At 64.5% G+C, this 26228-nt stretch carries 23 protein-coding genes; 6 read left to right on the top strand and 17 right to left on the bottom strand.

Features of this window, described 5'->3' with window-relative positions:
* Window positions 1-67: 67 nt before the first annotated feature.
* Window positions 68-499: an acyl-CoA thioesterase gene (locus ASH00_RS15600; RefSeq protein ID WP_056550342.1), complete on the bottom strand. Its 432-nt coding sequence runs from the start codon at window positions 497-499 to the stop codon at window positions 68-70.
* 360 nt (window positions 500-859) lie between these two features.
* Here ASH00_RS15600 and ASH00_RS15595 point away from each other — a divergent pair, with 360 nt between their 5' ends.
* Entirely contained in the window at window positions 860-1543 is a 684-nt protein-coding gene (locus ASH00_RS15595) for a LysM peptidoglycan-binding domain-containing protein (RefSeq protein ID WP_056550210.1), read from the top strand.
* A gap of 93 nt (window positions 1544-1636) precedes the next feature.
* Here ASH00_RS15595 and ASH00_RS15590 read toward each other — a convergent pair whose 3' ends face one another.
* The 3 genes from ASH00_RS15590 to ASH00_RS17125 form a co-directional block, all read right to left on the bottom strand.
* Window positions 1637-4063: a Tex family protein gene (locus ASH00_RS15590; RefSeq protein ID WP_056550208.1), complete on the bottom strand. Its 2427-nt coding sequence runs from the start codon at window positions 4061-4063 to the stop codon at window positions 1637-1639.
* Window positions 4064-4117: 54 nt separating this feature from the next.
* Window positions 4118-4762: a hypothetical protein gene (locus ASH00_RS15585; protein ID WP_157359181.1), complete on the bottom strand. Its 645-nt coding sequence runs from the start codon at window positions 4760-4762 to the stop codon at window positions 4118-4120.
* A 62-nt stretch (window positions 4763-4824) separates the two neighbouring features.
* Window positions 4825-5904: a hypothetical protein gene (locus tag ASH00_RS17125; protein ID WP_268760532.1), complete on the bottom strand. Its 1080-nt coding sequence runs from the start codon at window positions 5902-5904 to the stop codon at window positions 4825-4827.
* A 116-nt stretch (window positions 5905-6020) separates the two neighbouring features.
* Between ASH00_RS17125 and ASH00_RS15575 the strand changes: the two genes are divergently transcribed.
* Genes ASH00_RS15575 through ASH00_RS15565 form a run of 3 tightly spaced genes read left to right on the top strand, consistent with a single transcriptional unit; the run spans window position 6021 to window position 8958 of the window.
* Window positions 6021-7157, top strand: coding sequence for a type III polyketide synthase (locus ASH00_RS15575; protein WP_056550202.1), 1137 nt, complete (start codon window positions 6021-6023; stop codon window positions 7155-7157).
* Window positions 7158-7844, top strand: coding sequence for a class I SAM-dependent methyltransferase (locus ASH00_RS15570; RefSeq protein ID WP_056550199.1), 687 nt, complete (start codon window positions 7158-7160; stop codon window positions 7842-7844).
* Window positions 7837-8958 carry an FAD-dependent oxidoreductase gene (locus ASH00_RS15565; RefSeq protein WP_056550196.1) on the top strand — a complete coding sequence of 374 codons (1122 nt, stop codon included), beginning with the start codon at window positions 7837-7839 and terminating at the stop codon, window positions 8956-8958. Before ASH00_RS15570 ends, ASH00_RS15565 begins: the two co-directional genes overlap by 8 nt.
* A 28-nt stretch (window positions 8959-8986) precedes the next feature.
* Here the strand turns inward: ASH00_RS15565 and ASH00_RS15560 are convergent, their stop codons facing one another.
* The 10 genes from ASH00_RS15560 to ASH00_RS15515 all read right to left on the bottom strand — a co-directional run bounded on the left by ASH00_RS15560 (window position 8987) and on the right by ASH00_RS15515 (window position 19198).
* Entirely contained in the window at window positions 8987-10075 is a 1089-nt protein-coding gene (locus ASH00_RS15560; RefSeq protein WP_082566202.1) for an NAD(P)/FAD-dependent oxidoreductase, read from the bottom strand.
* A gap of 172 nt (window positions 10076-10247) precedes the next feature.
* Complete coding sequence (locus ASH00_RS15555; RefSeq protein ID WP_056550191.1) at window positions 10248-10874, bottom strand: FMN reductase; 627 nt, start codon at window positions 10872-10874, stop codon at window positions 10248-10250.
* A gap of 73 nt (window positions 10875-10947) precedes the next feature.
* The gene (locus tag ASH00_RS15550) at window positions 10948-11151 is read right to left on the bottom strand and encodes a DUF2945 domain-containing protein (RefSeq protein ID WP_056550188.1); all 204 of its coding nucleotides are present in this window, start codon (window positions 11149-11151) and stop codon (window positions 10948-10950) included.
* Window positions 11152-11187: 36 nt separating this feature from the next.
* Window positions 11188-12198: an arabinan endo-1,5-alpha-L-arabinosidase gene (locus tag ASH00_RS15545; RefSeq protein WP_235563348.1), complete on the bottom strand. Its 1011-nt coding sequence runs from the start codon at window positions 12196-12198 to the stop codon at window positions 11188-11190.
* Entirely contained in the window at window positions 12198-13700 is a 1503-nt protein-coding gene (gene arfA, locus ASH00_RS15540) for an arabinosylfuranosidase ArfA (protein ID WP_056550338.1), read from the bottom strand. Before arfA ends, ASH00_RS15545 begins: the two co-directional genes overlap by 1 nt.
* A 119-nt stretch (window positions 13701-13819) precedes the next feature.
* The gene (locus ASH00_RS15535) at window positions 13820-14536 is read right to left on the bottom strand and encodes a YesL family protein (protein ID WP_056550180.1); all 717 of its coding nucleotides are present in this window, start codon (window positions 14534-14536) and stop codon (window positions 13820-13822) included.
* Between the two features lie 2 nt (window positions 14537-14538).
* The gene (locus tag ASH00_RS15530; protein ID WP_056550177.1) at window positions 14539-15867 is read right to left on the bottom strand and encodes an arabinan endo-1,5-alpha-L-arabinosidase; all 1329 of its coding nucleotides are present in this window, start codon (window positions 15865-15867) and stop codon (window positions 14539-14541) included.
* A 3-nt stretch (window positions 15868-15870) separates the two neighbouring features.
* Window positions 15871-16824, bottom strand: a complete 954-nt coding sequence (locus ASH00_RS15525; RefSeq protein WP_082566201.1) for a carbohydrate ABC transporter permease — start codon at window positions 16822-16824, stop codon at window positions 15871-15873.
* Between the two features lie 11 nt (window positions 16825-16835).
* Window positions 16836-17735, bottom strand: coding sequence for a carbohydrate ABC transporter permease (locus tag ASH00_RS15520; protein WP_056550175.1), 900 nt, complete (start codon window positions 17733-17735; stop codon window positions 16836-16838).
* Between the two features lie 128 nt (window positions 17736-17863).
* Window positions 17864-19198 carry an ABC transporter substrate-binding protein gene (locus ASH00_RS15515; protein WP_157359180.1) on the bottom strand — a complete coding sequence of 445 codons (1335 nt, stop codon included), beginning with the start codon at window positions 19196-19198 and terminating at the stop codon, window positions 17864-17866.
* A gap of 450 nt (window positions 19199-19648) precedes the next feature.
* On the opposite strand from ASH00_RS15515, the gene ASH00_RS15510 reads away from it, so the two are divergent.
* On the top strand, window positions 19649-21142 hold the full coding sequence (locus ASH00_RS15510) for an arabinan endo-1,5-alpha-L-arabinosidase (protein ID WP_235563347.1): 1494 nt from the start codon (window positions 19649-19651) through the stop codon (window positions 21140-21142).
* A 95-nt stretch (window positions 21143-21237) separates the two neighbouring features.
* A complete protein-coding gene (locus tag ASH00_RS15505) occupies window positions 21238-22245 on the top strand; it encodes a LacI family DNA-binding transcriptional regulator (RefSeq protein WP_056550172.1) in 1008 nt (335 codons plus the stop codon).
* A gap of 28 nt (window positions 22246-22273) precedes the next feature.
* Here ASH00_RS15505 and ASH00_RS15500 read toward each other — a convergent pair whose 3' ends face one another.
* The 3 genes from ASH00_RS15500 to speB are packed head-to-tail and all read right to left on the bottom strand — an operon-like array spanning window position 22274 to window position 25986.
* Window positions 22274-23281 carry a nitronate monooxygenase gene (locus ASH00_RS15500; protein WP_235563346.1) on the bottom strand — a complete coding sequence of 336 codons (1008 nt, stop codon included), beginning with the start codon at window positions 23279-23281 and terminating at the stop codon, window positions 22274-22276.
* A gap of 39 nt (window positions 23282-23320) precedes the next feature.
* Entirely contained in the window at window positions 23321-25003 is a 1683-nt protein-coding gene (locus ASH00_RS15495) for a thiamine pyrophosphate-binding protein (RefSeq protein WP_056550169.1), read from the bottom strand.
* Window positions 25003-25986: an agmatinase gene (gene speB / locus ASH00_RS15490; RefSeq protein ID WP_056550167.1), complete on the bottom strand. Its 984-nt coding sequence runs from the start codon at window positions 25984-25986 to the stop codon at window positions 25003-25005. The genes ASH00_RS15495 and speB overlap by 1 nt, the downstream gene beginning before the upstream one ends.
* Window positions 25987-26228: the final 242 nt, after the last annotated feature.

The following is a 26228-nucleotide window of genomic DNA, read 5'->3' as shown; positions in this document are numbered from 1 at the left end:
TCGTTGAGTTGGCAGGACACACCCCTTTTGAGCGCCCATACGGGGCGTGTCCTGCCAACTCATGGGTCTATCTGAAGAGGCCGGGGCCCACGTAGGGCGCCAGCTGCTGCTTCTGCTCAGCAGTGATGCGAAGCAGCGACTCCGATTCGCCGTGCACGAAAGCCAGCGTGGTCTGCGCCAGCACGCACACCCGGCGAGTCACCGGATCATGGATGCGGTACGCGATGTTGAGGCTCGCAGCTTTCAGGTCTGCAATCCACACCTCGATTTTCAACGGGACGTTCCGGTAGTCCAGGGTGGCCGTGTACTTGATGCGGTGTTCCACCACCAGCGCCTGCACTCCTGCGGCCACGGAGCTGAAGAGAGGCACCGGCGGATCCTGGCCCGCGGCACCGGTCCCTCCCGGCGGGCCGAACGCCTGGATACGCGCTTCCTCGAGAAGCCGCACCACCTGGACGTTATTGATGTGCCCGTAGGCGTCCATGTCTGACCATCTCATAGGGATTTCACAGGTGACTGTCCGGTGCGCGTCCATTCCTATGTTTTACAGTGGTCTGCGGGGTTTCCACTACTGCGCGGTAAGGAACCTCTGCACGTTTTCCGTCAATAACCGCCACGTCTCGATTTGGCAACGATTGCAAAACAGTCTACGGTAGACAGGAACCCGCTTCGGGTATCCACAAAGCAGACGGCGCTCTACGCGTCTGCCACATAATGCCCTGGTGCTGTCCCTCCACCGTACGTTGCTCGTCCGGCAGACACCACAGACAAGACCAATGATCAGTCAAGGGTGAGCAACGTCGCAAAGACGTCCGGGGACGGAACGAGTGCAGGTGGCCTTTTGGAGCATCGTACCCATATGAAGAACCAGAAACTTACTCTTAACGCGCGCCGTGGATTTGCAGCGGCAGCTCTCGTCGGTGTTGGAATCACCGCTTCCGCAGGCGCAGCCAACGCTGCTCCTGCCAGCACCTGGGACGCCCTCGCACAGTGCGAGAGTGGCGGCAACTGGGGCATCAACACCGGCAACGGTTTCTCCGGCGGCCTGCAGTTCACCCCGTCCACCTGGGCCGGCTTCGGCGGCCAGGGCCTCCCCCAGGACGCCAGCCGCGCAGAGCAGATCGCTGTTGCTGAGCGCGTCCTCGACGGACAGGGCTGGGGCGCATGGCCCGCATGCTCGGCCAAGCTCGGCCTGACCGCCGGCGCCAACCCGACTCCGATCCCCGCTGCTCCGGCACCCGCCCCTGTGCAGGTCCAGTCGCAGCAGGTTCAGGTTCAGGCTCCTGTTGTCCAGGCACCTGTTGTCCAGGCACCTGTTGTCCAGGCTCCTGTTGTTCAGGCACCAGTTGTTCAGGCGCCTGCGGCTCCTGCCGTTCAGCTGTCCGGTGACACCTACACCATCCAGTCCGGCGACACCCTCAGCACCATTGCTGCCAAGCTGGGCGTCGAAGGTGGATGGCAGGCCCTTTACCAGGCCAACGCCGACACCCTCATCCACGCCGACCTGATCTTCACCGGCGACGTTCTGCAGCTGCCTGCCTAAGGTTTCAGCTACACACGAAAGAGCCCTGCAACGTTCCCGTTGCGGGGCTCTTTCGTGTCCGGAACTGGAAAGCCGCGGTTGTCGCTGCCCGCGCTAGTCCCGCGGCGCCAACCCCGCAGCCCGAAGCGCCTCCGCCATTGCGCTGTTCGCCGGAGCCGGTGCGCCCTTGCCGCCCTGCTTCGCCGCTCCCGCGCTGGAGATGCCTCCCGGCTTTGAAGAGCCGGGCTTCGGACTGCCCCCTTGCCCACCGCTCGGATGACGACGGCGGTCCGTCTCTTCACCGCGTCGCGCGCGACGATCGGACCCGCCGCCCCGCGCCCCACTGTCCGGTCTGGCCCCCCGGTTCGCGGCGTCCTCAGTAAGGCGCAGGCTGAGGGAGATCCGTTTGCGGTCCGGGTCCGCCTCCAACACCCTGACCTTTACTACCTGGCCGGACTTCACAACTTCATGGGGATCGCTGATGAAGCGGTCGGCCATCGCTGAAACGTGCACCAGCCCATCCTGGTGCACCCCGACGTCCACGAACGCGCCAAAAGCAGCAACATTCGTGACCACCCCGTCGATGATCATTCCCGGGCGCAGATCTGAAATCTTCTCGACATCAGCAAAGGAGGCCGCGACAAACGCGGGCCGCGGATCCCGCCCCGGTTTCTCGAGCTCAGTGAGGATATCCTGCAGCGTGGGCAGCCCGATCGAATCGTCAACGTACTCCGCGAGGTTCAGTGACCGAAGCGAGCCACTGGCGTCGTTCACCATTCGCCGCGCCACAGAATAAGCCTCGGGGTGCACGCTGGAGGCATCCAGCGGCTCAGGTCCGCCGGCAATCCGGAGGAAGCCTGCACACTGCTCGAACGCCTTGGCGCCAAGCCTGGGAACCTTTAGAAGGTCGCTTCGGCGTGCAAAGGGTCCGTTCGCATCCCGGTGCGCAACGATATTCCCGCTCAGCAGGGACCCCACGCCGGCCACCCTTGTCAGGAGCGACAGCGATGCGGTATTCACGTCCACCCCCACGGCGTTCACGCAGTCTTCGATCACGGCATCAAGCGAGCGCTCCAGTTTGGCAGGACTCACGTCATGCTGGTACTGGCCTACGCCGATCGACTTCGGGTCAATCTTCACCAACTCGGCCAGCGGATCCTGCAGCCGCCTGGCAATCGACACAGCACCACGCAGCGACACATCCAGCTCAGGCAGCTCCGCCGATGCCAACGCTGACGCTGAATACACCGACGCGCCTGCCTCGGAAACAACCAGTTTCTGCAGGGTACGCCCGGACATAAGCGAGATCAGTTCGGACGCAAGCTTGTCCGTCTCCCGTGACGCCGTGCCGTTGCCGATGGCGATGAGCTCGACGTTGTGGGTGGTTACCATCCGCGAGAGCACAGTCAACGCGTCATCCCACTTCTTCGCGGGGGCGTGCGGATAAATTGTCGCTGTTTCGAGGACCTTGCCCGTCCCGTCCACCACGGCGACCTTCACACCGGTCCGAAGGCCGGGATCCAGCCCGATGGTGGTACGTCCACCCGCGGGCGCCGCGAGCAGCACATCGCGCAGGTTCGCAGCGAAGACCCGCACCGCTTCCGTCTCCGCCTCCACAAACAGCCGCACCCGGAGGTCGATCGAGAGCTTGGCGAGCAACCGTCGCCAGGCCTGCTGGGCCGTCACCATGAGCCACGCATCCGCCGGCCGGCCCTGATCCGCAACGCCCAGGAAGGCGGCCACGGAGTTCTCGAAGCGGCGCTTGGCACGCAACGCAGCCTCAGCGTCGGTGGAGTCAGCCTCGGTGAGCGTCAGCTGCAGCACGCCTTCCTTCTCGCCGCGCAGCAGTGCCAGGGCCCGGTGCGACGGCATGGCGGACGGCGCCTGCACAAAGTCGAAGTAGTCGGAGAACTTCTGGCCCTCGGCTTCCTTGCCGGAAACCACCTGCGAGCGCAGCCGGCCCTGCCTCCACAGCCGTTCACGCAGGTCAGCGAGCAGGTCGGCGTCCTGCCCGGCACGCTCCACGAGCAGCGCCCGGGCACCGGCCAGCGCGTCTTCGGCCGTGGGAACGCTCTCGTTCAGGAAGCGGCCTGCTTCAGCAACGGGTTCGAGCGATGGGTTGGCGAGAAGTGAGTCCGCGAGCGGCTCCAGCCCGGCTTCCCGTGCAATCTGAGCTTTGGTGCGCCGCTTGGTCTTGAAAGGCAGGTAGATATCCTCCAACCGCGCCTTGGTGGTAGCACCGACGACGGCGGCACGAAGCTCAGCGGTGAGCTTGCCCTGCGCTTCGATCGCCTCAAGCACGGCCGCGCGCCGCTCCTCAAGTTCGCGCAGATAGCGCAGCCTCTCCTCCAGCTCACGCAGCTGTGCGTCGTCAAGGGTTCCGGTTACTTCCTTACGGTAGCGAGCAATGAAGGGAACGGTTGATCCGCCGTCGAGCAGGTCCACCGCGGCCTTGATCTGCCATTGCTGGACGCGGAGTTCCTCAGCGAGTTGCTTGAAGATGGACAAGGGAGTAGTAACTGGTGCGCTCACGCCTGCCATTGTGGCATTCACGCAGTCAGCAATCTAAAAGGCTGCCCCGCTGTGGAGGGAGGATTAGGCGCAGCTCTCGCGGTTCAGCTCGATCGCAAGCGGGTGGGTACCCGTGAATTCCTGTCCACTGGCAGAGTACGCAACGGAAACGCCCTGGGACGTGCCTCCGTCAACACCGTCAGCGATCGAGACCGCCACCACCAAATTCACGTACTCATGGGTGGTGATGTTGTAGCCCTCCGCTGGCACCGGCTCAACCGGGCCGGCCGGCTCAGCCGTCTCGGCAGGAGCTGCAGGCGCCGGTTCCGCGCTGTGCGTGCCGTGAGCGCCGCCGTCGTCCTCGCCGTGTGCCTTGTGGTGACCCTCCCGGTTGGCCGTGGACACCTCAGCGCTCACGAGGGTGAGCCCCTCAGGATTCTGCAGGGTGACGTCGTCGAGAGTGAAGGTTTCAAGCGCCTCGTTGTGCACCAGGACCGTGAATTCCTGGTAACCGATGTCAGGCTGAGTGGCGCAGAGCGTGGCGCCGTTCTCGGCGAGGTTCAGGGGGTCCTCACCGAAGTCCGCCACCGTCTGCTGGACCGCGCTGACGTTCTCCTGCGAGCGCGGAGAGTTCACGTCGAGCGGGTTCTCCTCGACAGCCATGCATCCGCTGGTGAAGAGCGCAGCGAGCAGGGCGCCACCAACCAGTGCTGCCGATCGAACCGCCATGTCCACCATCCCTCAAAGAAGCCTTTACCTGTGTTCGGCAACACAGGGACTCTGGATGGGTCCTACTCGTACAGAACGTACTCCGGCTGCGGTGTGAGCGCCAGGACCTCGGCCGGCGTCATCAGCGGACCCAGCACCACGTCCTCCTCGAAGAACAGCTTGAACCCTGGGTGGACAGTCGGAGGGAGGTCTTTCATCAGCAGGTTGTAGGTCTCGATTTTCATCGCCGCGGACCCGATTCCGTCCACGCTCCGGATAACTTCCACCCCTGCGTATTCCTGGATCGCCGCCACATTACTGACGACGCCGGGAGCGACCTGATGAAACACGAGCGGCTTCTGCGGAAGGTTATTCTCGGTCACCAGACCATCGAGGTACGCAGCAATCTCGTTGATTTCCTCACCCGTGGTGTGCCCGTAGGAACGCCCGGGAAGCTGCTCCGCCGTAATGTCCCACTCGGGATCAAGCGCCACACCGACATCCGGCTCCACCAGCCACTTCTCAAGCGCACGGACTTCCTCCGCCATGCTCGCCCGGCCGGGCTGGACATTCAGGATCAGCATCCCGTCATGCCTGCGGGCGGCCTCGAGGTACCCGCTGATGATCTCATCGGACGCGCGGGTCCGGTAGGCGCCGTCGGCACCCGGATCAGCCTGCACGACGACGGCAATCAGCTCCAGCGCCGGCATCACCTTGCGCTCGCCGGCCAGCTCCTTCCCGAGTGCCTCGATCTCGTCCACCCGCTCATCGATTGCACCGATGCCGAGCCTGCCCAGTGCGGCTGAGTAGGGATGCCCGCTGAACCCGACAAGGCGGTAGTCCGGAAACAATTCCACCCCGCCGCGGGGAAGCTCGAAACGCTCCGGGGTGGGTTCGGCAGAGGGCGTGGGTGTTGCAGACGGAGTGGGCGTTGCAGGTGCGGTCGGCGAGGACCCGGGAGTCGGCGTTTCTGAAGCGGTTGGCGTGGCTGCGGAAGACGAGGCAGATGTTTCAGGAGACTCCGAAGCGGTGTTCGGAGGTGCCGCACTGCACCCGGCCAGTAGCACCGCCGATACCGCCCACACCGAGCCATGGCGGAGCATACGGCCCGCTTGCTCGGGGCCGCGTGTGCGTCGTCGTTGTACGTTCCGGAGCAGTGCCATAGCAACACGCTACGCCACGGGCGGCGGGCGTCTCAGAGGCACAGCGCAGGGGCAGCAGACTTCCCGGCGGACTGGTTCGTATTGTGTTCAGTTACTCGGTCGCCTAACAATGAACTATGACAGTCCTGATGAGGTCCCTCGAAACCGCCGTACCGACCACCGTCATGGTGCAGTCCCAGGTACGGGATGTCTTTGCAGCGCAGCCGGGGCTGAACAGGTTGGGGCAGCGGCTGGTGACTGCCGCGTTCGATTCCTCCGGCATCGATACGCGTTACACGGCGGTGGAGGAGCTCACCCTCGAACGCCACAGCGAGGCCCCGGTGTTCTTCGACTCGGACACCATGACCATCCTCAGCCCGGGCACCAAGGCCCGGAACGAGGTCTACGCCGAAGCCGGCACCAAGCTGTTCGTGGAAGCTGCACAGAAAGCGCTGGATGCAGCAGAGGGAGTTGAAGCTGAGGACATCACGCACGTGGTGACAGTTTCCTGCACCGGGTTCTTCAACCCGGGCCCGGACTACAAAATCGTCCGTGCACTGGGCCTGAACCCGTCCGCACAGCGCTACCACCTCGGCTTCATGGGGTGCTACGCGGCGTTCCCGGCGCTGCGCGCGGCGAAATCTTTTTGCGACGCCGATCCCAACGCAGTGGTCCTCGTGGTCAGCGCCGAGCTGTGCTCGTTGCACGTGCGGTCCTCCAACAACCCGGACACGATTGTGGGGACGTCCCTCTTTGCCGACGGCGCAGCGGCAGCGGTCATTACCGCGCGGACTGATCTGGCGCCGCCGTCGGGACCTGCCCTGTCCCTCGACTTCTTCGAAACCACCCTGACCCCGGTCGGCGAGGAATCGATGGCCTGGAACATCGGGGACGAGGGTTTCGAGATGGTCCTCGGAACCTACGTGCCGCACATTATCGACGAGCACATCGTCGGCGCCCTCGCCCCCCTGCTCGAGCGCGATGAGTCCCTGATCGGGCTTGAGTACCGGGACATCGAGCACTGGGCCATCCACCCGGGCGGCCGCAGCATCCTGGACAAGGTGCAGGCCAAGCTGAAGCTCAGTGATGACCAGCTGGTCCCCGCCCGGGAAACGCTGCGGAACTACGGGAACATGAGCAGCGCCACCGTGATGTTTGTCCTCAAGCACATCCTGGACCAGCCCGGCTCGGACACCGATGAGCGCATCTGCTCGATGGCCTTCGGGCCGGGGCTCACGGTGGAAACCGCCCTCCTGACCAAGACATCCGCCTGAATGACCTTCCTCGCCTCCCGGAACCTCACGGCAATCGAGGAGATGGACAAGCCGGACTGCGATCCGTCCAAGCTCGACCGCACCTACGCCCAGTTCCCGCTCGTCAACCGTTCGGTCGCCGGTTGGCATCGCACCTGGGCGCGCTACATCCGGCCAGTCCTGCCTACGTCGCGTACCAATACGCTGCTCGACATCGGCTCAGGCGGCGGCGACATCCCCCGCGCGCTTGCCCGCTGGGCTGCCCGCGACGGCTTCAGGCTGGAGATCACCGCGATTGACCCCGACGCACGCGCGAATGCGTTCGCAAACAGCCAACCGACGACGCCGGGGCTCACGTTCCGGCGCGCGTTCAGTTCGGAACTGGTCGCCGAAGGTGCCCAGTTCGACGTCGTTACCTCCAACCATGTGCTCCACCACCTCGCGCCGGACGAGCTGAGCGGACTGCTCAGCGATTCGGAGAAGCTGGGCACGCGGCTCGCCCTGCACAGTGACCTGTCGCGGACCCGGGTGGGGTTTGCACTGTTCTCCGTGGCCACCCTGCCGTTGCCCGGTTCCTACATCCGCGAGGACGGGCTGACGTCGATCCGGCGAAGCTACCTCGCGGAGGAACTGCGCGCCGTCGTGCCTTCTGGCTGGCGCGTGGAGCGGCAGGTGCCGTTCCGGAACCTGCTGGTGCACCGTGCCTGATGTCCTGATAGTCGGCGGTGGGCCGGTAGGGCTGTACGCCGCGATCCTGCTGGCGCAGTCAGGTGTTGAGGTTCAGGTCCTGGAGCGCCGCACCGAGCGCAGTTCGCACTCCCGGGCGATAGGCATCCACCCACCGGCGCTTGCCGCACTGGAACAGGCTGGAGTAGCGGAGAGCCTGGTTGCCGCGGGCGTTCAGATCCCCGGCGGTGTTGCGCGGAGCCGCGGTCGGACGGTCGCGGAGCTGTCGTTCTCGTCCCTTCCCGGCAGGCACCGTTACGTGCTCGCGATCCCCCAAGAGCAGACGGAGCGCATCCTTTCGGAGCGGCTCGCTGAGCTGGCACCGGACGCGCTGCGCAGGGGCGAAACCGTCGAGGCCGTTCACGACGTCGGGAGTGAGGTTCTGACCATTACGGACAACGGCACCCACCGGTCCACGTTGCTCATCGGGGCCGACGGGGCCAGAAGCACCGTACGCGATGCGGCGGGCATCGGCGGGAGCATCCGGCCGTATCCCGACGCCTACGTCATGGGCGATTTCCCTGACACCACCGGTGACGGAAGCACCGCTGCCCTGTACCTGGAGCCGGCCGGGATTGTTGAGTCTTTCCCGTTGCCCGGCTCGGTCCGACGCTGGGTTGTGCGGATGCCGTCGCTGGTGAAAGACCCCACGGCCGAGGCAGTCGCGGAGCTGGTGGCGAGCCGCACCGGTGTGGGCGTCGATACCCGGAACAACACGATGTTGAGCTCCTTTGCGGTACGGCGGCGCATAGCGGAACGGTTTGTGCAGGGGCGTATTGCGCTGATCGGCGATGCCGCGCATGAGGTGTCCCCTATTGGCGGGCAGGGCATGAACCTGGGGTGGCTCGATGCCGTGCAGCTCGTGCCGTTGGTCATCGCTTCGCTGGCGGGCACCGACGTCGGGCTTGGACTTCGGCGCTTCAACGAGGAGCGGCGCCGGGCAGCCCTGGCAGCCTCGCGTCAGGCGCACATCAACATGATCCTTGGGCGTCCACTGCCGCCGGGCATGCTGGGACTGCGTAATCGGGTGATGGGCAGGATGGCCGGAGTACCCAGCGTTCACGATGCCGTAGCCCGCACCTTCACGATGCACTGAGGCTCACGGCACGGGAAATGCCGGCGGATCAGCCCTTGCCGAGCTGCGCTTCCGGACGCAGTAGGGACGGCACGACGCCGGACAACGCAGTTTCGGCCAGCGCCTCCCCCAGCGCCGGTGCCTGTTTGAAGAGGTTATGGCCGGCAATGGCGCTGATCTTGCCTGTGGACCAGACCCCGACACCGTCCTCCCCCCAGGGCAGACGGGTCACCCAGCAGTGCACGTAGCCGGACGGCTCGGAATTCAGTCCCGGCAAAGCGTGGCGGACATAGGCCGCTGCACGGTCCGCGAGGGATTCGAGTGCAGGAGGATCCGCGAGGCTTCCGTCCTGCCGTACCCTGGTTGTTTCGCTGAGGCCTACCGAGTAGGAACGGTTATCGGCTGAAGGGGCCGCGTAGACTCCGGTTTCTCCGAAAGTTCCGCTGCCGTCCTGGAAGGTGGGCAGCGGAGTTCCGGCGGCTTCCCGTACCTCGAACGTCACGCGGGCATGGGCGGCAAGTTCAACGGGGATCTCGAGCCCTGCATTCCGCGCCAGTGGGGCCGTGCCTCGGCCCGCGCAGAGGACAGCATGGTCGAAACGGTCCACCCGGGTTCCGGTACGAATTTCGACATCGCCGTCGCTGGTGTGCTGGACGGTCAGTACGTGATCCGCCACCAGCGCGGCCTGCAGGCTCACGGTCAGCGCACGGAATGCGGCGAGCGTACGGATAGCACCGCCGTCCACATCGAGCATGGCCTTACCCTGGAAATCAGCGAGGATCGGCAGAGCGGATCCGAGTTGGCCCTGGGCCAGGAGCGCCACGCGGATATGTGGAAGGTCGCTGAGGATGCGCAGCTTGTCCTCGACGCTGTCGCCGATCGCCACCGCTCCGGCATCGGACACCAGTTCCACACCGAACTCGGCCTCCCACTGCCGCCAGAGAGTGCGGCTGGAGCTAACGAATCCGGCAAGCCGGACGTCGTCATGGGCGTGCCGGAAGATTCGCCCGTCACCGGCGGACTGTCCGCCGCCGGGCGTTCCGGACTCGTAAATAGTGACGTCCGCGCCCGTTTTCCGAAGGGCATGTGCCGTAGCCAGCCCGACGATTCCTGCTCCCACCACTGCTATCCGATTCATGGGTCCAGCAAAACACGGTTACGCCTGCTGATGCAGCCCCGCCGGATGTGAAACCCGGGCTCCGACTATCCCACTGAACCGGCGCGTTCAGTGGGAAGAAGACGCCCGTTCCCACCGAACCCGCATGTTCAGCGGGAAGGGCGGCAGGAGGATCAGCAGCGCGGGTTAGGAACTAGCGGCCCTGCACCTGCGCCAGGAGCTGCTCGAACGGAAGGGAGGCCTGCGCGCTGTTGGGGCGACGCGCCGTCGTCGTTCCCGCAATCATGCCCGCGAGTTCGCCGGCCGCGCGGGTGACGCGCTGATCCAGTGCCGGTGCGCCGTCAGATCCGGTTCCCCAGTCCTCGGGACCGGCGTAGACCCCGGTCGAGACAACGCGGGCCCGGAGATACGTGAAGAGCGGGCGCATGGCGTGGTCAAGCATGAGTGAGTGCCGGACGCTGCCACCGGTTGCGGCGATAAGGACGGGCATCGAGTCCAGTGCGGTGTTGTCGAGGACATCGAAGAACGATTTCAGCAGGCCGCTGTAGGAGCCGGAGAAGACCGGGCTGACAACAATGAGCGCATCAGCATCCGCCACAGACTTCAGCGCGTCTGCGAGCGCAGGCGGAGCGAAGCCGGTGACCATGTTGTTCGCGATGTCCACGGCCAGTTCGCGCAGTTCGATGGTGGTGATGTCGGTGTGCACGTCGACGCGCTCGAGCTCGCGACGGGCTGCCTCTCCGAGCTGATCCGCCAGCATCCGGCTTGACGATGGCGTTCCCATGCCGCCTGACACCACTACTACTCGGCGTGTTTCCATGTGCCGGTTCTCCTTCGCTGCGCTTCATGCATTTGCATCTAGTTGAACCAGCGAACAGCCGGAAACATTCCCACTACTGTTTGTCGAGCGCGCTTTCCTTGTGGGCGGCCTGCTTGCCCGACTTCTCGCTCTCGACGATGTAGTACGGCTCGTCCTTGGAGGCGTTGAACTTCTGACCGTCGAACGTGAACTCCTTGTCCTTTTTCTCCACGACCGTGCCGTGCGTCTTGCCCTGCGACGTGTTCCAGCTGACCTTGGTTCCCTTGCTGTATGACATTGCTTCAGCGTCTCACCTCGGCGCAGCCGGTGCCACCTATTCCCAGCGCGCTGTAGGCCAGCCGTCCTCCCAGGTCAAGGGAACCAGGCCGAGCCGGAACGCGCCGTCGAGTGCTTCGTCGTAGTAGTGAAAGGCGAGCAGGTCACCGGAAACGGATTGGCCGCCCGGACCCACACGCGGCCCGTCACTGGCCAGCAAGGGAGTCCCGCCGTCGTCGAGCATGGACACACCGTCGCGGTCCACGTAGGGCCCCTTGATCTCCGTGGACCGCCCGACCGCCATGTTGTAGGTACTCTCAAGGCCTTTGCAGCAGAAGTCCTTAGAGACGAACAAGTAGTAGTAGCCGTCGCGCTCAATCAGGTACGGCGCCTCAATGGCATTCGGCGGTGTCCCCCGGTCCGCGATAGTGACCGGCTCGACGGCCGGATCGGCGAGGAACCCCGACGGCCACTCGAGCTCCACAAGCTGCAGGCCTCCCCAGAAGGAGCCGAAGCTCATCCACGGCGTGCCGTCCGCATCCTCCGCAATGCCGGGGTCGATGGCGTTGAAATTCTTTCCCGCCGACGCAATGACCTCGCCCTGGTCGACCCACTTATAGGCGGGGTCCTCCGGATCGAGGGTGGTATTCGTCGCCAGCCCGATCACCGAGTTATTGCTACCGAACGTGGACGCGGAGTAGTAGAGGTACCAGGTGCCGTTGTGCTCGTAGAGCTCCGGTGCCCACAAATTGTCGACGCCGGGGACCGCCTCGGTGAGCCACTCCGGCTTCTCCTGCCACACCTCGCCTGCGTATTCCCAGTGCACGCCGTCGTCCGAGCGGCGGACCTGGATATTGCCGTCGGCCACCTGCCCGTCGCCGGTGGAGTAGACGAACCAGTCATCCCCGTCGTGTGAGGGACCGGCTACCAAAGCGGGATCGTGCGTGAAATAGTCCCCGCTCAGCTCCCACTCCCCCGACGAGGACGGCGAGGACGCCGGCGCGGCACAGCCCGCCACCCCAATAGTGAGTGCAAGGGTGGCGGACCAGGCCGCTGCGCGTCGTTTCACTAGCCGAGGGCGATCGCTGACCAGGAAACCGGAGGCAGCGAGACGGTGAGGACACCGTCGTCGAGCACTGCGCCGGACAGCTGCTTCAGGCCCACCCGGAACTGGTCCTCACGCGTGTTCTTGGCGTAGACGTCCTCATCATGCAGGGTGAGCGCCTCAGTGATGACTTCGGCGCCGAGATCCTTCACGTCGACCGACACGTCAATGGTCTCGGTCTGGCTGCGGTTGACGAGGAACAGCGCCGACTTCCCGCCGTCGACCGTGGCCACGGCATCGACCAGCGGCGCGTCGCCGTAGACCTTCGTGGAGTACGTGCCGGCGTCGATCTGCGGACGCAGCACCTCACCCTTCGCCAGCCGCGAGGTGACGGAGAAGGGGAAGAAGGTGGTCTGGCGCCAGGTGTCGCCGCCGGGCTCGGTCATGATCGGTGCAATGACGTTGACCAGCTGGGCAAGCGACGCCGACGCCACCCGATCATGGTTCTTCAGCAGCGTGATCAGCAGGTTGCCGAAGACTACTGCGTCAGCGACGGAGTACGTGTCTTCGAGCTGGCGCGGGGCTACGCGCCATTCATCGTTGACCTCATCGGATGCCTGGTGCTCCTCGAGGTACCAGATGTTCCACTCGTCGAAGGAGAGCTTGATGGTCTTCTTGCTCTTGAGCTTGTGTTTGACGTGGTCCGCCGTGGCCACCACAGTCTCAATGAAGTACTGCATGTCCAGCGAGGAGGCGAGGTAGGAACCGAGGTCCCCGTTGCGCTCCTGGTAGTACGCGTGGCAGGAAATGTAGTCCACATAGTCATAGCTCTGCTCGAGGACCACGCGCTCCCACTCACCGAAGGTCGGCATCGAGGAACCGGAGGAACCGCACACCACCAGCTCGAGGTCCTTGTCCGCCGTCTTCATGGCGGACGCAGTGCGGGCGGCGATCTTCCCGTAGTCCTCGGCGGACATGTGCCCGATCTGCCAGGGCCCGTCCATCTCATTGCCCAGGCACCACATGCGGATGTCATAGGGTTCCTTGGCGCCGTTGGCGATGCGCTGGTCACTCAGCGCTGTGCCGGAGGGATGGTTGGCGTATTCGAGGAGGTCGAGCGCCGCTTCGATGCCGCGGGTGCCAAGGTTGACGGCCATCATCAGCTCGGAGCCGGTCAGCTTGCACCAGCGCGCGAACTCCTCGAGGCCTACCTGGTTGGTCTCGATGGAATGCCAGGCGAGGTCGCGGCGGACGGGGCGCTGGTCGCGGGGGCCTACGCCGTCTTCCCAGCGGTAGCCGGAGACGAAGTTGCCGCCGGGATAGCGGATGGTCGTGGAGCCGAGTTCGCGGACAAGCTCGACGACGTCCATGCGGAAGCCGTCCTCGTTGGCGGTCGGGTGACCGGGTTCGTAGATGCCGTCATACACGCAGCGGCCGAGGTGCTCAACGAAGGAGCCGAAGATTCTTGGGCTGACGGGCGCGACTACGGCGGAACGGTCAATGCGGATGGTGGTCGGCGCTTCCACGGGAAGCTCGCCGCTTGCCGCGGATGTCGTGGCCGCCGTCGAATCGGGCGTGGTGGTGGTGGTCACGGATAAGATCCTTTTCTATCGGGTGGTCTGTGCGTCTGTGTTCAAGCTCGAAGTCAGGCGGTGAGGTAGTGCTGCCTCCCGGGATGCAGGCGGCGTGCGGGGGCGCCGTCGTCGTTCTGGGTCTTGTTCTCGGCCTTGTATCCGGCAAGAGTGTCAAGGCGATGCCCGATGAGCAGCCCGGAAACCAACAGCGGGAGCGATGCCCCCACCAGCGGCAGCAGTGCGCTGACGCCGGTGAACAGAACGGCGACGCCGGCCATCGTCACCAGCCAGCTCAGCGTCATCACGGGCGAGGCCAGCGGAAGCACCAGCGCGGAGCGCCAGGTCCGCCGCACCGTATCCCGGTAGCGGGAACACATTACGACGGCGGCACCCGCTGACACTGCCAGCGCTCCGGACACGACGACGGCCAGTGCGCTGAGCACTACCTGCATGCCTCCCTCCGCTTGAGCGAGGGTTGCTGCGTTGAGGACGGCCAGCAGGCCGGCGAGCGCGAACAGACTGCCGACCTTATTGGCGTGAAGGAACTGCGCACGGTAGGCGGTGACGAAGTCGCTGATCAGCCGGTCCCCGGGATCTCCAGCGCGGAGGCGTGCCAGAAGCGCAGTGGTGGCGACAGCGCTGGGAAAGATCCCGAGGATCCCCAGCCCAGCCAGTGCGCCTGTCAGGAAGAGAAGGTTCAGGAGAACCAGCTGGAGGACAAACCGGAGCCAGTCCATCAGGCGTCCCGCCCAGCCCGGGGTGTCGGTATGCAGGTTGTCGTTGCGCATGATCAGGCTCCCTGGGTTCCGGAGTAGACAACACCGTGCTCGTCGATTCCGCTGAAGGACAGCGCGGACCTGTTCCGCGAGAAGTCCCACGATCCGAAGACAACTGCATCCAGGTGTGCGTCGACCCCGTCTCCGGAGAGGGTGAGGCTCGCCCTGCAGGGTTCACCGGCGGAGGTGACGGCGCCGTCGTCGTGCACGGTCATAGGCTGGGCTTCGACCGGCTCGGGAGATCCCGGCGCGAACCGCACCACTCGCCAGATGCCGGTGATTCCTGCGGCAGACGCCAGGGTTTCGCGTTCCGGCCCGGCGTAGGGCTGGGGCGAGACCACGGGCCAGCCCTTCGCCGTGGTGAAGACCCGGCGAAGCTGGACAATGTGTTGAGTGGCATCTTCGGCGAAACGAACGTGGTGCACCATGAACTGTTCCTCCACACCGCTCTCACCGGTGGGAACGGTGAGGATTGAGTTGTGTCCGGGCGCCAGCCAGGAGGTGTCGCCGTCGAACCGGTAGCTGCCCAGAACCTTCGTGCCTACAGCGTGGGGAGCGGTGTCGACGTCCGTCATGTCGGCGCCGTTCACATCGCGGTAGGGCCCGGTGATCTCTTCGGCCACCGCAACACGGACGTTGTAGGTATTGAACAGCGAATCGTAGGAGACGAAGAGGACGTAGCGGTCATCCTCCGCGCGGTACTGGATGAAGGCTCCCTCGATGGCGCGGTCGACGTCCGGACTTCTGCGGGCAATGCAGGTTCCCAGGTCTTCAGGACTCTGAGCCATACCCGTTTCCGGGTTCAGGCGCAGCGTATGGATGCCGGAGAAGAAGGAACCGTAGGTGAGCCACGGGTCGCCATTCCGGTCGAAGGTGACGGCGGCATCGATCGCGTTCTGCGAATCCCTGCCGGCGAGTGTCCGGACCACCAGGCCGCGGTCTTCCCACGGCCCGGTGAGCTTGTCCGCGACGGCAAGGCCGATGGCCGACGTGCTGGAACCAAAGGTGGAGGCCGAGTAGTACATATGCCACCGGTTCTCCCCCGCAGCAGACGGCCAGCGGACAACCTCCGGCGCCCACAGGCCCTTCGCGCCGCTCCACTCGAAGGCGGGTTCAGGCACACCGTCCAGCGCCGTGCCGCGGTACGTCCACTCCAGGAGATCCGGTGAGGAGCGCACATGCACTCCCGCGGGAATGTTCGCTGAGTTGGCAACCGCGTCGGTCGAGAACAGGTAGTAGGTGCCGTCGTCGTCCCTCACCACGGTGGGGTCGTGTGCGTGGCGGGCGCCCCAGGTTTCCGGGCCTGTGGTCAGTGCGGGCTGCAGCTTTTCCAGGAGTGTCATGTCTCAGCCCTTCGAACCGGTGAGTGCGATGGACTCGATGATCTGGCGCTGGAACACGATGAAGACAATCAGCACGGGGAGCAGAGCAACGAAGGAAGCCGCCATGATGAGCGGGTAGTCGGTCTGGATGGCGTACTGGGCGTTGAAGTTCGCGATGACCAGCTGCAGCGTCTGCACCTCGGGCGAGTTCAGGTAGATGATGGGCGCAAGGTAGTCGTTCCAGACGGCCATGAACCACAGGATGAACTGCGCGGCGATCGCGGGTTTGATGATTGGGAAGATCAGTTTGAAGAAGATCTGCAGGTAGGAGGCGCCGTCGATCCTCGCTGCCTCGATGATCGAATCCGGGACGGAGTTCAGGTACTGGCGCAGGAAAAAGATCATGATGATGTTGCCGAAGATGAACGGCACGATCAGCGGAAGCAGGGTGTCCACCCAGCCGATCGAGGCGAACATGGTGAACTGCGGGATCATCAGCGTGGGAAAGGGCACCATGAGTGCTGCGAGCAGGCTCAGGAACAGGACGTTCTTGAACGGCATCCGCATCTTCGCAAAGGCAAAGGATGCCAGCGCGGAAAAGAGCGTCCCGACGATCGTGACCGTGCCCGCCACAATGAGACTGTTCTGGATACCGGTGAGCAGCGGTCCGGCAGACCAGATCCGAAGGTAGTTCTCCCAGACAAAGGGATCAGGAATCCACTGCGGCGGAAGGGCGAAGACGCCCTCACGGGTTTTCAGCGACGTCGAGAATGTCCACAGCAGCGGAGCAACCATGACGACGGCGCCGAGCGAGAGCACGATCGTCACGATGGCGTTTCCCACTCGGTGCTTTCGCTCCGCGATGGACAACCTGGTGCGCGCCTTGGTGTGTGAAGTTGCGCGGGATGATGTGTGGTCCGGGGACTCCTGCTCGGGCTTGAGCGGCGGAGGGGATGGGAGGACGCGTTGGGAGGACATGGTGACCTGCCTCAATCAATCGAAAACTGGTTGCGGCGGTTGAGCCGGAACTGGATGAAGGTAATAAGGAACACCATGAGGCCGAGCACAATCGACATGGCGGATGCGTAGCCCATCTGCAGGTTGTCGAAAGCCTTCTGCCAGATGTACCAAACAATGGTGGCGGAGGAGAACTCCGGACCGCCCGTCGGGGTCATGATGTTGATTTCGACGAACACCTGGGATCCTGCGATGATGCTCGTCACGACCAGGAAGAAGGTGACCGGGCGGACCATCGGGACGGTGATGTGGCGGAACTGTTTCCAGGCGCCGGCGCCGTCGAGGGCCGCGGCCTCATACAGGTGACGGGGAACGGACTGCAGGGCGGCCAGGTAGAGCAGCATCGAGAAGCCCAGGCCCTTCCAGATGGCCATGATGATCAGGGCCGGTTTCACAGTTGCCGTGTCCTGCAGCCAGTTGGGTCCGTCGATGCCGACGAGCGCGAGGACCTGGTTGATGAGGCCGAAGTCCCCGTTGAACGCCCACTGCCACAGGATGGCCACTGCGGCGATCGAGGAGATCACCGGGACGTAGTAGACGGTGCGAAAGAAAGTGGAGCCGCGCATCTTCCGGTTCATGGCGAGCGCCAGGGCCAGTGAGATGACCAGCCCGATCGGGATCCCGAGCATCAGGAAGAACGTGTTGTACATGGACTCCAGGAAATAGGGGTCCTGGACCATGGTGATGTAGTTGTCCAGTCCGCTGAACACCGGAGGGGTGAGTCCGTTCCAGTCGGTGAATGAGGCGTAGATGGAGAACAGCATCGGGTAAAGGGTGAACAGCAGAAACCCGATAACCGGCAGGGCAACGAACGCCAGCGCAGTCAGATGTTCCTGCCGGTGTAGCCGTGACCGGCGCGTGGTGGTGGACATCTGAGATCCTCGTTGATTCAGGAGGGGTGGGGATGGCCGGGCGGAAGCCTGGCTGGAGAGTGCCGCGGCCGGTCAACGCTTGGCCGCGGCACCCGATCGGGTCAGTTCATCGTTAGTGCTGCAGCGGTCTAGCCGCCGATACCTGCCTGCTGGTTGGCCGAGTCCAGGAACTGCTGCATTTTGGGCTGCGCTTCCTTGACGTATTCAGCCGCAGTCTTCTCACCGTCCAGTACCGGCTGGATGTTGGTGAAGAACTCGTCATACCACTCGGCGTTGTACGTGAGCTCGCTCGGGAGCGGGCGGCCGTAGTCCCGGATCACCTGAAGGAACTCCTCCTTGTTGGCGGGCTTGGTGGTTTCGTCGCTCGCCCATTCCTCGGCCATGTCCTCGAGGTTCGGGATCTGGACTCCGGCGTCGGTGAGGGTCTGCTGTGCTTCCTCGTTGGCGGAGAGATAGGTTACAAGCTTCGCCGCTTCCTCCGGGAGCTCAGTGGAGTTGGAGACTGCAATGCCGAGGGTTCCGGTGTAGGTGGCGGGTTCACCGGTTGCACCGACGGGGTACGGAATCAGGTCGTATTCGAACGGAAGTTCCTCGTAGGTGGCCAGGTCCCAGGGACCGACCGGGAAGAAGCCGATCTCGCCCTTCATCCACCTCTGGTAGGTGTCCAGGGTCTGCGCCTCGCCGGCGGACGGGGTCACCTTGTGCACGTTCTGGAGGTCAGCGAACCACTGCAGCGCTTCAGCGAATTCCGGAGTGTCGATGGTGACTTCGGTGCGGTCCTCATTCAGCCAGGATCCGCCGTTGGACCAGACAAACGCCGGCAGGTTCCAGACCACGTTCAGGCCGGTGCCCCACTGATCCAGCTTGCCGTCGCCGTCGGTGTCCTTGGTCAGCTGCTTTGCTACGTCGACGAACTCTTCCATGGTGTAGGGCTTATCCGGATCCGGGAGCGGGATACCCGCTTCCTCGAACATGGTCTTGTTGTACCCGAAGGAAAAGGGGCCCACATCCTTCGGTAGTGCGTAGATTGAACCCTGGCCTGAAAGCTGCCCGTCGAAGCGGTAGCTGTCAACGCCGTAATCCCAAATGTTGTCCAGGTCGATACTCTCGGAGCCCTCAACGTACTCAGTGATGTCTTTGATGATGCCGTTCTTCACGTACGCCTGGACTTCGCCAGGGCTGATGTAGAAGACGTCGGGGATCTGCCGGCCGGAAATGGCCGCCTTGAGCTTGGTACTGTATTGGTCGGCGGTGGTCTGGATCATCTCGACCTCTACGCCGTTGTCCTTCTCGAACTGCGCGACTGCCTGCTCGTAGGCCTTCTTGTCATCAGGCCCGCCGCGGTACATGAAGGTAAGGGAGTCGTCGTCGCCTCCGCCGGCAGCAGCAGCACATCCGCTGAGCAGGAAGCTTGCCGCCGCTGCTGCGGCGATGGTCTTGGTGATGGTACGTGACTTCATCATCACGTGGTCCTTCCGGTTAGAGGGTGGGCGGCACACCAGTTCATCCTGATTGCGAAGCCGGAGTTACAACGTTGATTACAACGTTGAAAACGAGAATGGCATAGATCACACTGGCCCGTCAACAGTGTCGTTGAAAGTTTCTGCGGGACACGGCGGCGGGGAACTCTTGCGGACTCTCGTCAGGGTCTTCGGTGACCCCCCGCGCGCCTAGTGATAGCGAATCCGGTCAGCGATAGAGGTTCGCGGCAATGATAGAGGTTAACCGCTATCGTCAACCCGAACCGCTATCTGAGGCGCCGCGCACCCACTGTCCGCAGATGGCCGCGCCGGCGGCGCGGGACGTATCGGCGGCAGGCACACCCCAAGCACCCCTTGACGCCCAGGAACGCGCGTGCGATATTTGCAACGTTGTAATCTTGCACCGCCTCCCGGACCGAAAGGACCGTGATAATGACGTCACGATCACCGCAAAGCCAGCGCCTTATTAAAGCAACAGCCGCTATTACCAAAACGACAGCCGCCGTCGGGATGAGCGTAGGCCTCATCCTCACGGGTACCGCTACCGCCCCGGCAATCCAGTCCGGCAATACCCAGAACAACGTTCCACAGACCTGGACCGCCCAGGGCACTCCTTTCGCCGAAGATCTACCCGGCGGAAAGACTGTTGTGGGTCAGACCTCCCCCATTCATGACCCAGCCCTCATCATCGATAGCGACGGCACCTGGTACGTCTACTCCACAGGCCTGGTCAACAGGGAGAACGGCGGAACCATCCAGGCCTGGTCCTCGCATGACAAAGGGACCACCTGGGAGTACACCGGTACGGTCTGGGACGAGATTCCCGCGTGGATCGACGAACACTTCTCCGACGGCGAGCTCCCCGGCAACCTCTGGGCTCCCGAGATCTACGAGAACGACGGCACGTATTACCTGTACTACTCGGCGTCCCGGTTCGGCGGCAACAACTCCCTCACCGCACTGGCCACCAACACCACCCTCGACCCTGAGGATCCCGACTATGAATGGGTTGACCAGGGCCTCGTGGTCTCCTCCCCCGCCACAGGCCTGGACCCCAACAATCCAAATAAAACGTTCAACGCGATTGACGCCGGCATCGTGGAGGGCGAGGACGGCAAGCCCTACATGGCCATCGGTTCCTTCTGGTACGGCATCTTCCTGGTCCCGATCGAATGGCCCAGCGGAAAGCCCGTCGACAACTGGCAGTCCCAGACAGTGAATATCGCTGACAGGTTCATGGCTGGTAATCCCATCGAAGCTCCGTACATCACAAAGAACGGGGACTACTACTACCTCTTTGTCTCGTTCGACTCCTGCTGCCGCGGCGGCGACTCCACCTACAAGGTCGCGGTGGGCCGGTCGAAATCCGTCACAGGCCCGTACCTCGACAAGGACGGCCGGGACATGTTCGGCGGCGGAGGGTCTGTGGTGCTGGACGCACACGGTGCCATCACGGGGCCGGGCGGCCAGTCCGTCTTCGGCGATTACCTCGCCTTCCACTATTACGACGGCGGCAACAAGGACATCCCCTACTTCCCCACGCTGGGACTCCAGAAGATCGACTGGGTGGATGGCTGGCCTGAGTTCAACCAGACCGTCGATCTTCCACAGGTGACGGAGGCTCCGCAGCCGGACGCCGCCGTCGTCGGCGGAAAGGCGACCTTCCGCGCTGAGGCTACGGGCACACCGGCGCCGGTCGCGGAGTGGGAAACATCGGTAGACGACGGCGAAACGTGGCAGCTCGTTGCCGACCAGCCCACTACGATCAACTCCGGAGACCGGCGGCGATCACAACTGGAGCTGAAGAAGCTTACTCCCGGGCAGGACGGGTTGCTGGTGCGGGCCGTCTTCTCGAACGCGCACGGCAGTACCGCCACCGCGCCGGTGGAGCTGGACATCCGGACAGCCGGATCCGGCCGACGTTAGGCCCACGGGAACGCGTAAGCGCACCAACGCGATATTCTGCCGGTGGGACACCACGATGTGTCCCACCGGCTCCAACTCGACAAAGGACTCTCCACATGGCGGCGACCCTGCATGATGTGGCCCACGTGGCCGGGGTGTCGTTCAAGACGGTGTCCAACGTCATCAACGACCACCCGAACGTTCGCCCCGCAACACGGGAGCGCGTTCAGAAGGCCATCGCCGAGTTGGGCTACCGGCCCAACCTCACGGCGCGCAGTCTTCGATCCGGCCATACCGGTGCCATCACCCTTGCGGTTCCCCAGCTGCGCCTCCCCTACTTCGCTGAATTGGCCGACGCCGTAATCCGCGCCGCCGAAGCCCGCGGTCTGGTGGTGCTCATCGAGCAGACGAGCGGCGAACGCGACCGTGAACTCGAAGTCCTCAAAAGCCCCAGGCTGCGCATGTCGGACGGGTTGATCTTCAGCCCTCTCGGTCTCGGTGAAGAGGACGCCGCGCTGGTCACCGCCGAAGTGCCAATGGTGTTGCTCGGCGAACGGATCTTCTCCGGCGGCTGCGACCACGTCACCATGCAGAACGTCGAAGGCGCCCGTGCCGCCACCGAACACCTGCTGGATACCGGGAGGCAGCGCATCGCCGTCGTCGGTGCGCATGAGGGCGAGGTTATCGGCTCGGCAGGGCTTCGCCTCAAGGGCTACCGTGAGGCGCTTGAATCGCGCGGAATAGAGTACGACGACGGCCTGGTGGCCTATGTCGGCACGTGGCACCGCGCGAATGGTGCCGAAGCGATGCATGAGCTGCTTGACCGCGGCGTCGAGTTCGATGCGGTGTTCGGCTTCAACGACACCCTGGCACAGGGCGCCATGCGGGTGCTGCAGGAGGCCGGCCGGCGCATCCCCTCCGACGTGGCCGTGATCGGCTTCGACGACCTCGACGAAACCCGCTACTCCATCCCCACCCTGAGCAGCGTCAACCCCGGACGAGAAGAAATTGCCGAGACCGCGATCAGAGTACTCATGGAGCGCATCAAGAACCCGGCGGGCCCGGCGCCTCGCGAGATCCTGACGCAGTTCGAGGTCATTGCACGCGAATCCACGGCCGCCTGACCTCGGGCCCTTTATTGAGACGCTGTGTTCAGGCCAGGGACCGGATAATTTCCGCTGCCGGCCCCGGCCGTACCGAAGCAAACCCGGTCCCCGCCCACAGATGCGCCACATCGGCATTCCCCTGCGCCACCGCGGCCTTGCGGAGCGGCGCCGTCACGTAGTGCAACTGCGGATACCCGGCAGGCGCGTCCTGATGCTCACGAATGAACCGGTTCGTCAGGCCGCGCGCATACCGTCCGGTGTAGGCGCGGGTAAGTGACGTCCCTGCGAATCGACCCTCGCTCAGCGCTGCCCGGTGCAGCGGATTGGTGCCCGCTTCATCCGAGAGCAGCAGGGCGGTGCCCACCTGCACCGCATCGGCGCCCGCTGCACGCAAACGCACGACGTCGGCTGGCCCGGACACTCCCCCGCCCGCAGCCAGCGGCACCTCAGTTCTGGACCGAATAGCGGCAAGCACGTTCTCGAGCGGATCCAAAGCCGGTGCCTTCCCCTGATCGAACGTCCCGCGGTGGCCGCCGGCGTTCGGCCCCTGAACGGCGAGCGCCCGAGCCCCTGCCGTGACCGCATACTCCGCCTCAACGGGGGTTGTCACGGTGACGATCGGAAGAATCCCCGCGTCGGCCATCCTCCCCAGAACCGCGGCGTCCGGGCAGCCGAAGGTGAAGGACACCGCGGCGGGGCGGAAATCCAGAACGAGAGAGAGCTTCTCATCCCAGCCGTCGTCGTCGTACCGGGGTTCACCTAACTCAGCTCCAAGCGCGGCAGCCTTTGCTCGCAAGGATTCAACATAAGCACCGAGGAGCGCCGCGTCCGGCTGGAAGGCATCCGGCACAAACAGGTTCACCCCGACGGGACCACTGCTCAGCGTTGAGACGCTGCGCAGCTGCGTCTCGAGATCCTCCGGCGCACGGTACCCGGCTGCGAGGAAACCCAGACCGCCGGCATTGCTCACCGCAGCGGCAAGCTCCGGCGTGGTAGGCCCGCCGGCCATCGGCGCTCCGATGATGGGCCTGTCCAGTTCGCGCAGATCAAACACGGCGGGGCCTCCCAGAGTCAGCGGACTTCGCCTCCCAATTTACAGGTGTGTGGGAGCGAAGAGCTTCAGCAGCGTCTCAACAACGACGACGTTGGGACCCTCCGCAGCGAAGCTTGTCTCCAGTGCCTCCCGCACGTCTTCCGGCGCCACGCGGACAGCGGGGACGCCAAAGGATTCGGCCAGCTTTACGAAGTCCGGCCGGGTGAGCTCGGTGGCTGTTGCCTTGCCGAACGCGCCCTCCATGTATTCGCGGAGGATGCCGTAGCCGCCGTCGTCGACAATGAGCCAGGTGACCGGCAGATTGTGCTGGCGGGCCGTGGCAAGCTCAGCGATCGAGTACATGGCCGAGCCGTCGCCAGACACGGCAAGCACGCGGTCAGACAGCCCCTTCGATGCGAGCCCCACCGAGCCGCCAATAGCGCTGGGGAAGCCGTAGCCGAGGCCTCCGGCCCCCTGCGCCGAGTGAAATTCTCCATCCCGGGAATCCCAGCAGCTCCAGGCCCAGTACGCCGCGATGGTCATGTCCCAGAACGTCTGCATGTCATCGGGTGCGGCCGCCCGGATGTCGGCCATGAAGGTCCGCTCCTTGCCCAGGTCCTGCTCATCAAGGCGCGCCTGCACCTTGGCAAGGGTCTCGGCAACGAGCCTGCGCGGATCGTAGTCGCCGGTGCGGCGCCCGGCCGGTTCGAGTGCGTCATCCAGCGCGGTGAGTGCCTGGCCGGCGTCGGCCCGGATGCCGAGGGCAGGACGGTTGGATTCGAGGACCCGTGGTTCGGCGTCGATCTGGATGATGCGGCCTCGCGGCTCGAGGCTGAAGTAGTTGGACGTCACCTCACCGAGCGAGGAACCGATCACCAGGAGCACATCGGCGTCTTCGAGCACTTCGGTGACGTAACGGTCCTCAACCCAGGATTGCAGCGACAGCTCGTGGTTCCAGGGGAAGGCGCCGTTGCCGCCGGGCGAGCACAGCACCGGCGCATCCAGCTTCTCCGCGAGCGAGAGCAACTCCTTCTCGGCCTTGCCGCGCCGGGCGCCGCCGCCGGCCACAATCGCTGGGCGCTTAGCGTCCGAGAGCCACTTGACGGCTTCACGGACCAGCTCGATGCGCGGCGGATTATCGAACGGCTCTGCCAGCGCATCCTCGACCTGGGGCACAACGACGGCGTCCAGCAGCACATTCTGAGGAACCTCCACCCACACCGGCCCCTGGGGCGAAGAGACGGCTTCGGTCCACGCATCCTGAATTGCGGACGGGATGCCGGACGCGTGCTGGATCAGCCGCTGGCTCTTGGTGACGTTGGCGGCCGAGGCCTTCTGGTCATCGAGCTGGTGCAGCATGCCCTTCCGGCGGGCGCCCAGGCCCTCAAGCGGGATCTGGCTTGCAATGACGACCATCGGCACTCCAGTGGCGTATGCCTCCTGCAGCCCGGCCAAGGAGGTCAATGCGCCGGGTCCGGTCGAGAGGAAGAGCACTCCCACTTCACCGGTGGCACGGGAGAATCCGTCGGCGGCAAATGCGGAGTTGTTTTCCACCCGGGAAGAGACGAACTGCAGATTGGAACGGGACAACGCATCGAACAGGCCCAGCGCGTGCTGGCCCGGGATGCCGAAGACGGTGGAGGCGCCCAGCGCGCTCAGCGTCTCGACAACCAGGTCACCGCCGTTGCGCTGGCCCGTGACCGGCTGTGGGGGAACTGTTGCATCACTGTCAACGGACTGCATCAGCCGTCCTTTCGCGTGGAGATTTCGTCGGCCATCAGACTCACCAGATCGTAGGCGACATGCGACGCCGCCACACCGGTAATCTCTGCGTGATCGTACGCGGGGGCAACTTCGACGACGTCGGCGCCCACCAGATTCATTCCGCGCAGACCGCGCAGGATCTCGAGCAGTTCACGGCTGGTGATCCCGCCGGCTTCGGGGGTGCCGGTGCCCGGCGCGTGTGCCGGGTCCAGCACGTCGATGTCGATCGACACGTAGAGGGGCTGGCTCCCGATCCGGTCGCGGAGCTTGGCGACGGTCTCGTCAACACCCTGGCGGAACACATCGGAGGAGGTCACAATGCCGAAGCCGAAGCGCCGGTCATCCTCGAGGTCCTTCACCCCGTACAGCGGCCCGCGCGTGCCGACGTGGGAGATGGCCTCGGTGTCCAGGATCCCCTCCTCCACCGCGCGGCGGAAGGGCGTTCCGTGGGTGTACTCGGCGCCGAAGTAGGTGTCCCAGGTGTCCAGATGGGCGTCGAAGTGCAACAGCGCAACCGGCTCACCGGCGCGCTCGGACGCGGCACGCAGCAACGGCAGTGCGATGGTGTGGTCACCACCGAGTGTGACCAGGCGGGCGCCGTCGTGCGTGAGGTCCAGTGCGTTCTGCTGGATGGTCTCAATGGCCTCGTTGATGTTGAAGGGATTCACGGCCATGTCACCGGCGTCAGCGACCTGCACGCGCTCGAAGGGCGAGATATCCATCGCCGGATTGTAGGGGCGCAGCAGCCGCGAGGCCTCACGGACATGGCTGGCGCCGAACCGCGCGCCCGGCCGGTAGGAGACACCGGAGTCGAACGGCACACCGACAACGGCGATGTCGGCCTTCTCCACCTGATCGATCCGCGGGAGCCGCGCGAACGTGGCCGCTCCGGCGTACCGCGGAATGCGGGCCGAATCGATCGGCCCCAGGTTGCCGCCTGCCGTGACGCGCAGCTCTTCCATGTACATCTCCTTAGTCCCCGTGACGTCCGCTCATACTCCGGACGTAGTTGCCCTATAGGCATCAACTGTTTCTCGTAAGGCTAATTGTGGTACGCGTCTCAGTCAAGGTCGCTGCACCGTGCGGACCGGTTTGCTCAACTTCCCCGGGCGGGCCCAGCGCCAGGCCTCGACACCGCGCCAAAGCCGAACAACAATGACTGCTACAAAGCCTTAAAACATGGGCAGACCGGAACACCGGACCC

The sequence above is a fragment of the Arthrobacter sp. Soil782 genome, assembly GCF_001428435.1.
Taxonomy (GTDB): domain Bacteria; phylum Actinomycetota; class Actinomycetes; order Actinomycetales; family Micrococcaceae; genus Arthrobacter_D; species Arthrobacter_D parietis.
Note: the sequence above shows the minus strand (reverse complement) of the source record. Positions and strands in the feature narration are given on the sequence as shown.

Bases quoted from the DNA above. Each gene is read 5' to 3' on its own strand.
- ASH00_RS17125 (WP_268760532.1), bottom strand. From the start codon at position 5,904: ATGGCACTGCTCCGGAACGTACAACGACGACGCACACGCGGCCCCGAG.
- ASH00_RS15555 (WP_056550191.1), bottom strand. From the start codon at position 10,874: ATGGAAACACGCCGAGTAGTAGTGGTGTCAGGCGGCATGGGAACGCCA.
- ASH00_RS15525 (WP_082566201.1), bottom strand. From the start codon at position 16,824: ATGTCCTCCCAACGCGTCCTCCCATCCCCTCCGCCGCTCAAGCCCGAG.
- ASH00_RS15535 (WP_056550180.1), bottom strand. From the start codon at position 14,536: ATGCGCAACGACAACCTGCATACCGACACCCCGGGCTGGGCGGGACGC.
- ASH00_RS15505 (WP_056550172.1), top strand. From the start codon at position 21,238: ATGGCGGCGACCCTGCATGATGTGGCCCACGTGGCCGGGGTGTCGTTC.
- ASH00_RS15550 (WP_056550188.1), bottom strand. From the start codon at position 11,151: ATGTCATACAGCAAGGGAACCAAGGTCAGCTGGAACACGTCGCAGGGC.
- ASH00_RS15495 (WP_056550169.1), bottom strand. From the start codon at position 25,003: ATGCAGTCCGTTGACAGTGATGCAACAGTTCCCCCACAGCCGGTCACG.
- ASH00_RS15595 (WP_056550210.1), top strand. From the start codon at position 860: ATGAAGAACCAGAAACTTACTCTTAACGCGCGCCGTGGATTTGCAGCG.
- ASH00_RS15600 (WP_056550342.1), bottom strand. From the start codon at position 499: ATGAGATGGTCAGACATGGACGCCTACGGGCACATCAATAACGTCCAG.
- ASH00_RS15585 (WP_157359181.1), bottom strand. From the start codon at position 4,762: ATGGCGGTTCGATCGGCAGCACTGGTTGGTGGCGCCCTGCTCGCTGCG.
- ASH00_RS15575 (WP_056550202.1), top strand. From the start codon at position 6,021: ATGACAGTCCTGATGAGGTCCCTCGAAACCGCCGTACCGACCACCGTC.
- ASH00_RS15570 (WP_056550199.1), top strand. From the start codon at position 7,158: ATGACCTTCCTCGCCTCCCGGAACCTCACGGCAATCGAGGAGATGGAC.
- ASH00_RS15510 (WP_235563347.1), top strand. From the start codon at position 19,649: ATGACGTCACGATCACCGCAAAGCCAGCGCCTTATTAAAGCAACAGCC.
- speB (WP_056550167.1), bottom strand. From the start codon at position 25,986: ATGGAAGAGCTGCGCGTCACGGCAGGCGGCAACCTGGGGCCGATCGAT.
- ASH00_RS15520 (WP_056550175.1), bottom strand. From the start codon at position 17,735: ATGTCCACCACCACGCGCCGGTCACGGCTACACCGGCAGGAACATCTG.
- ASH00_RS15530 (WP_056550177.1), bottom strand. From the start codon at position 15,867: ATGACACTCCTGGAAAAGCTGCAGCCCGCACTGACCACAGGCCCGGAA.
- ASH00_RS15590 (WP_056550208.1), bottom strand. From the start codon at position 4,063: ATGGCAGGCGTGAGCGCACCAGTTACTACTCCCTTGTCCATCTTCAAG.
- ASH00_RS15560 (WP_082566202.1), bottom strand. From the start codon at position 10,075: ATGAATCGGATAGCAGTGGTGGGAGCAGGAATCGTCGGGCTGGCTACG.
- ASH00_RS15515 (WP_157359180.1), bottom strand. From the start codon at position 19,198: ATGATGAAGTCACGTACCATCACCAAGACCATCGCCGCAGCAGCGGCG.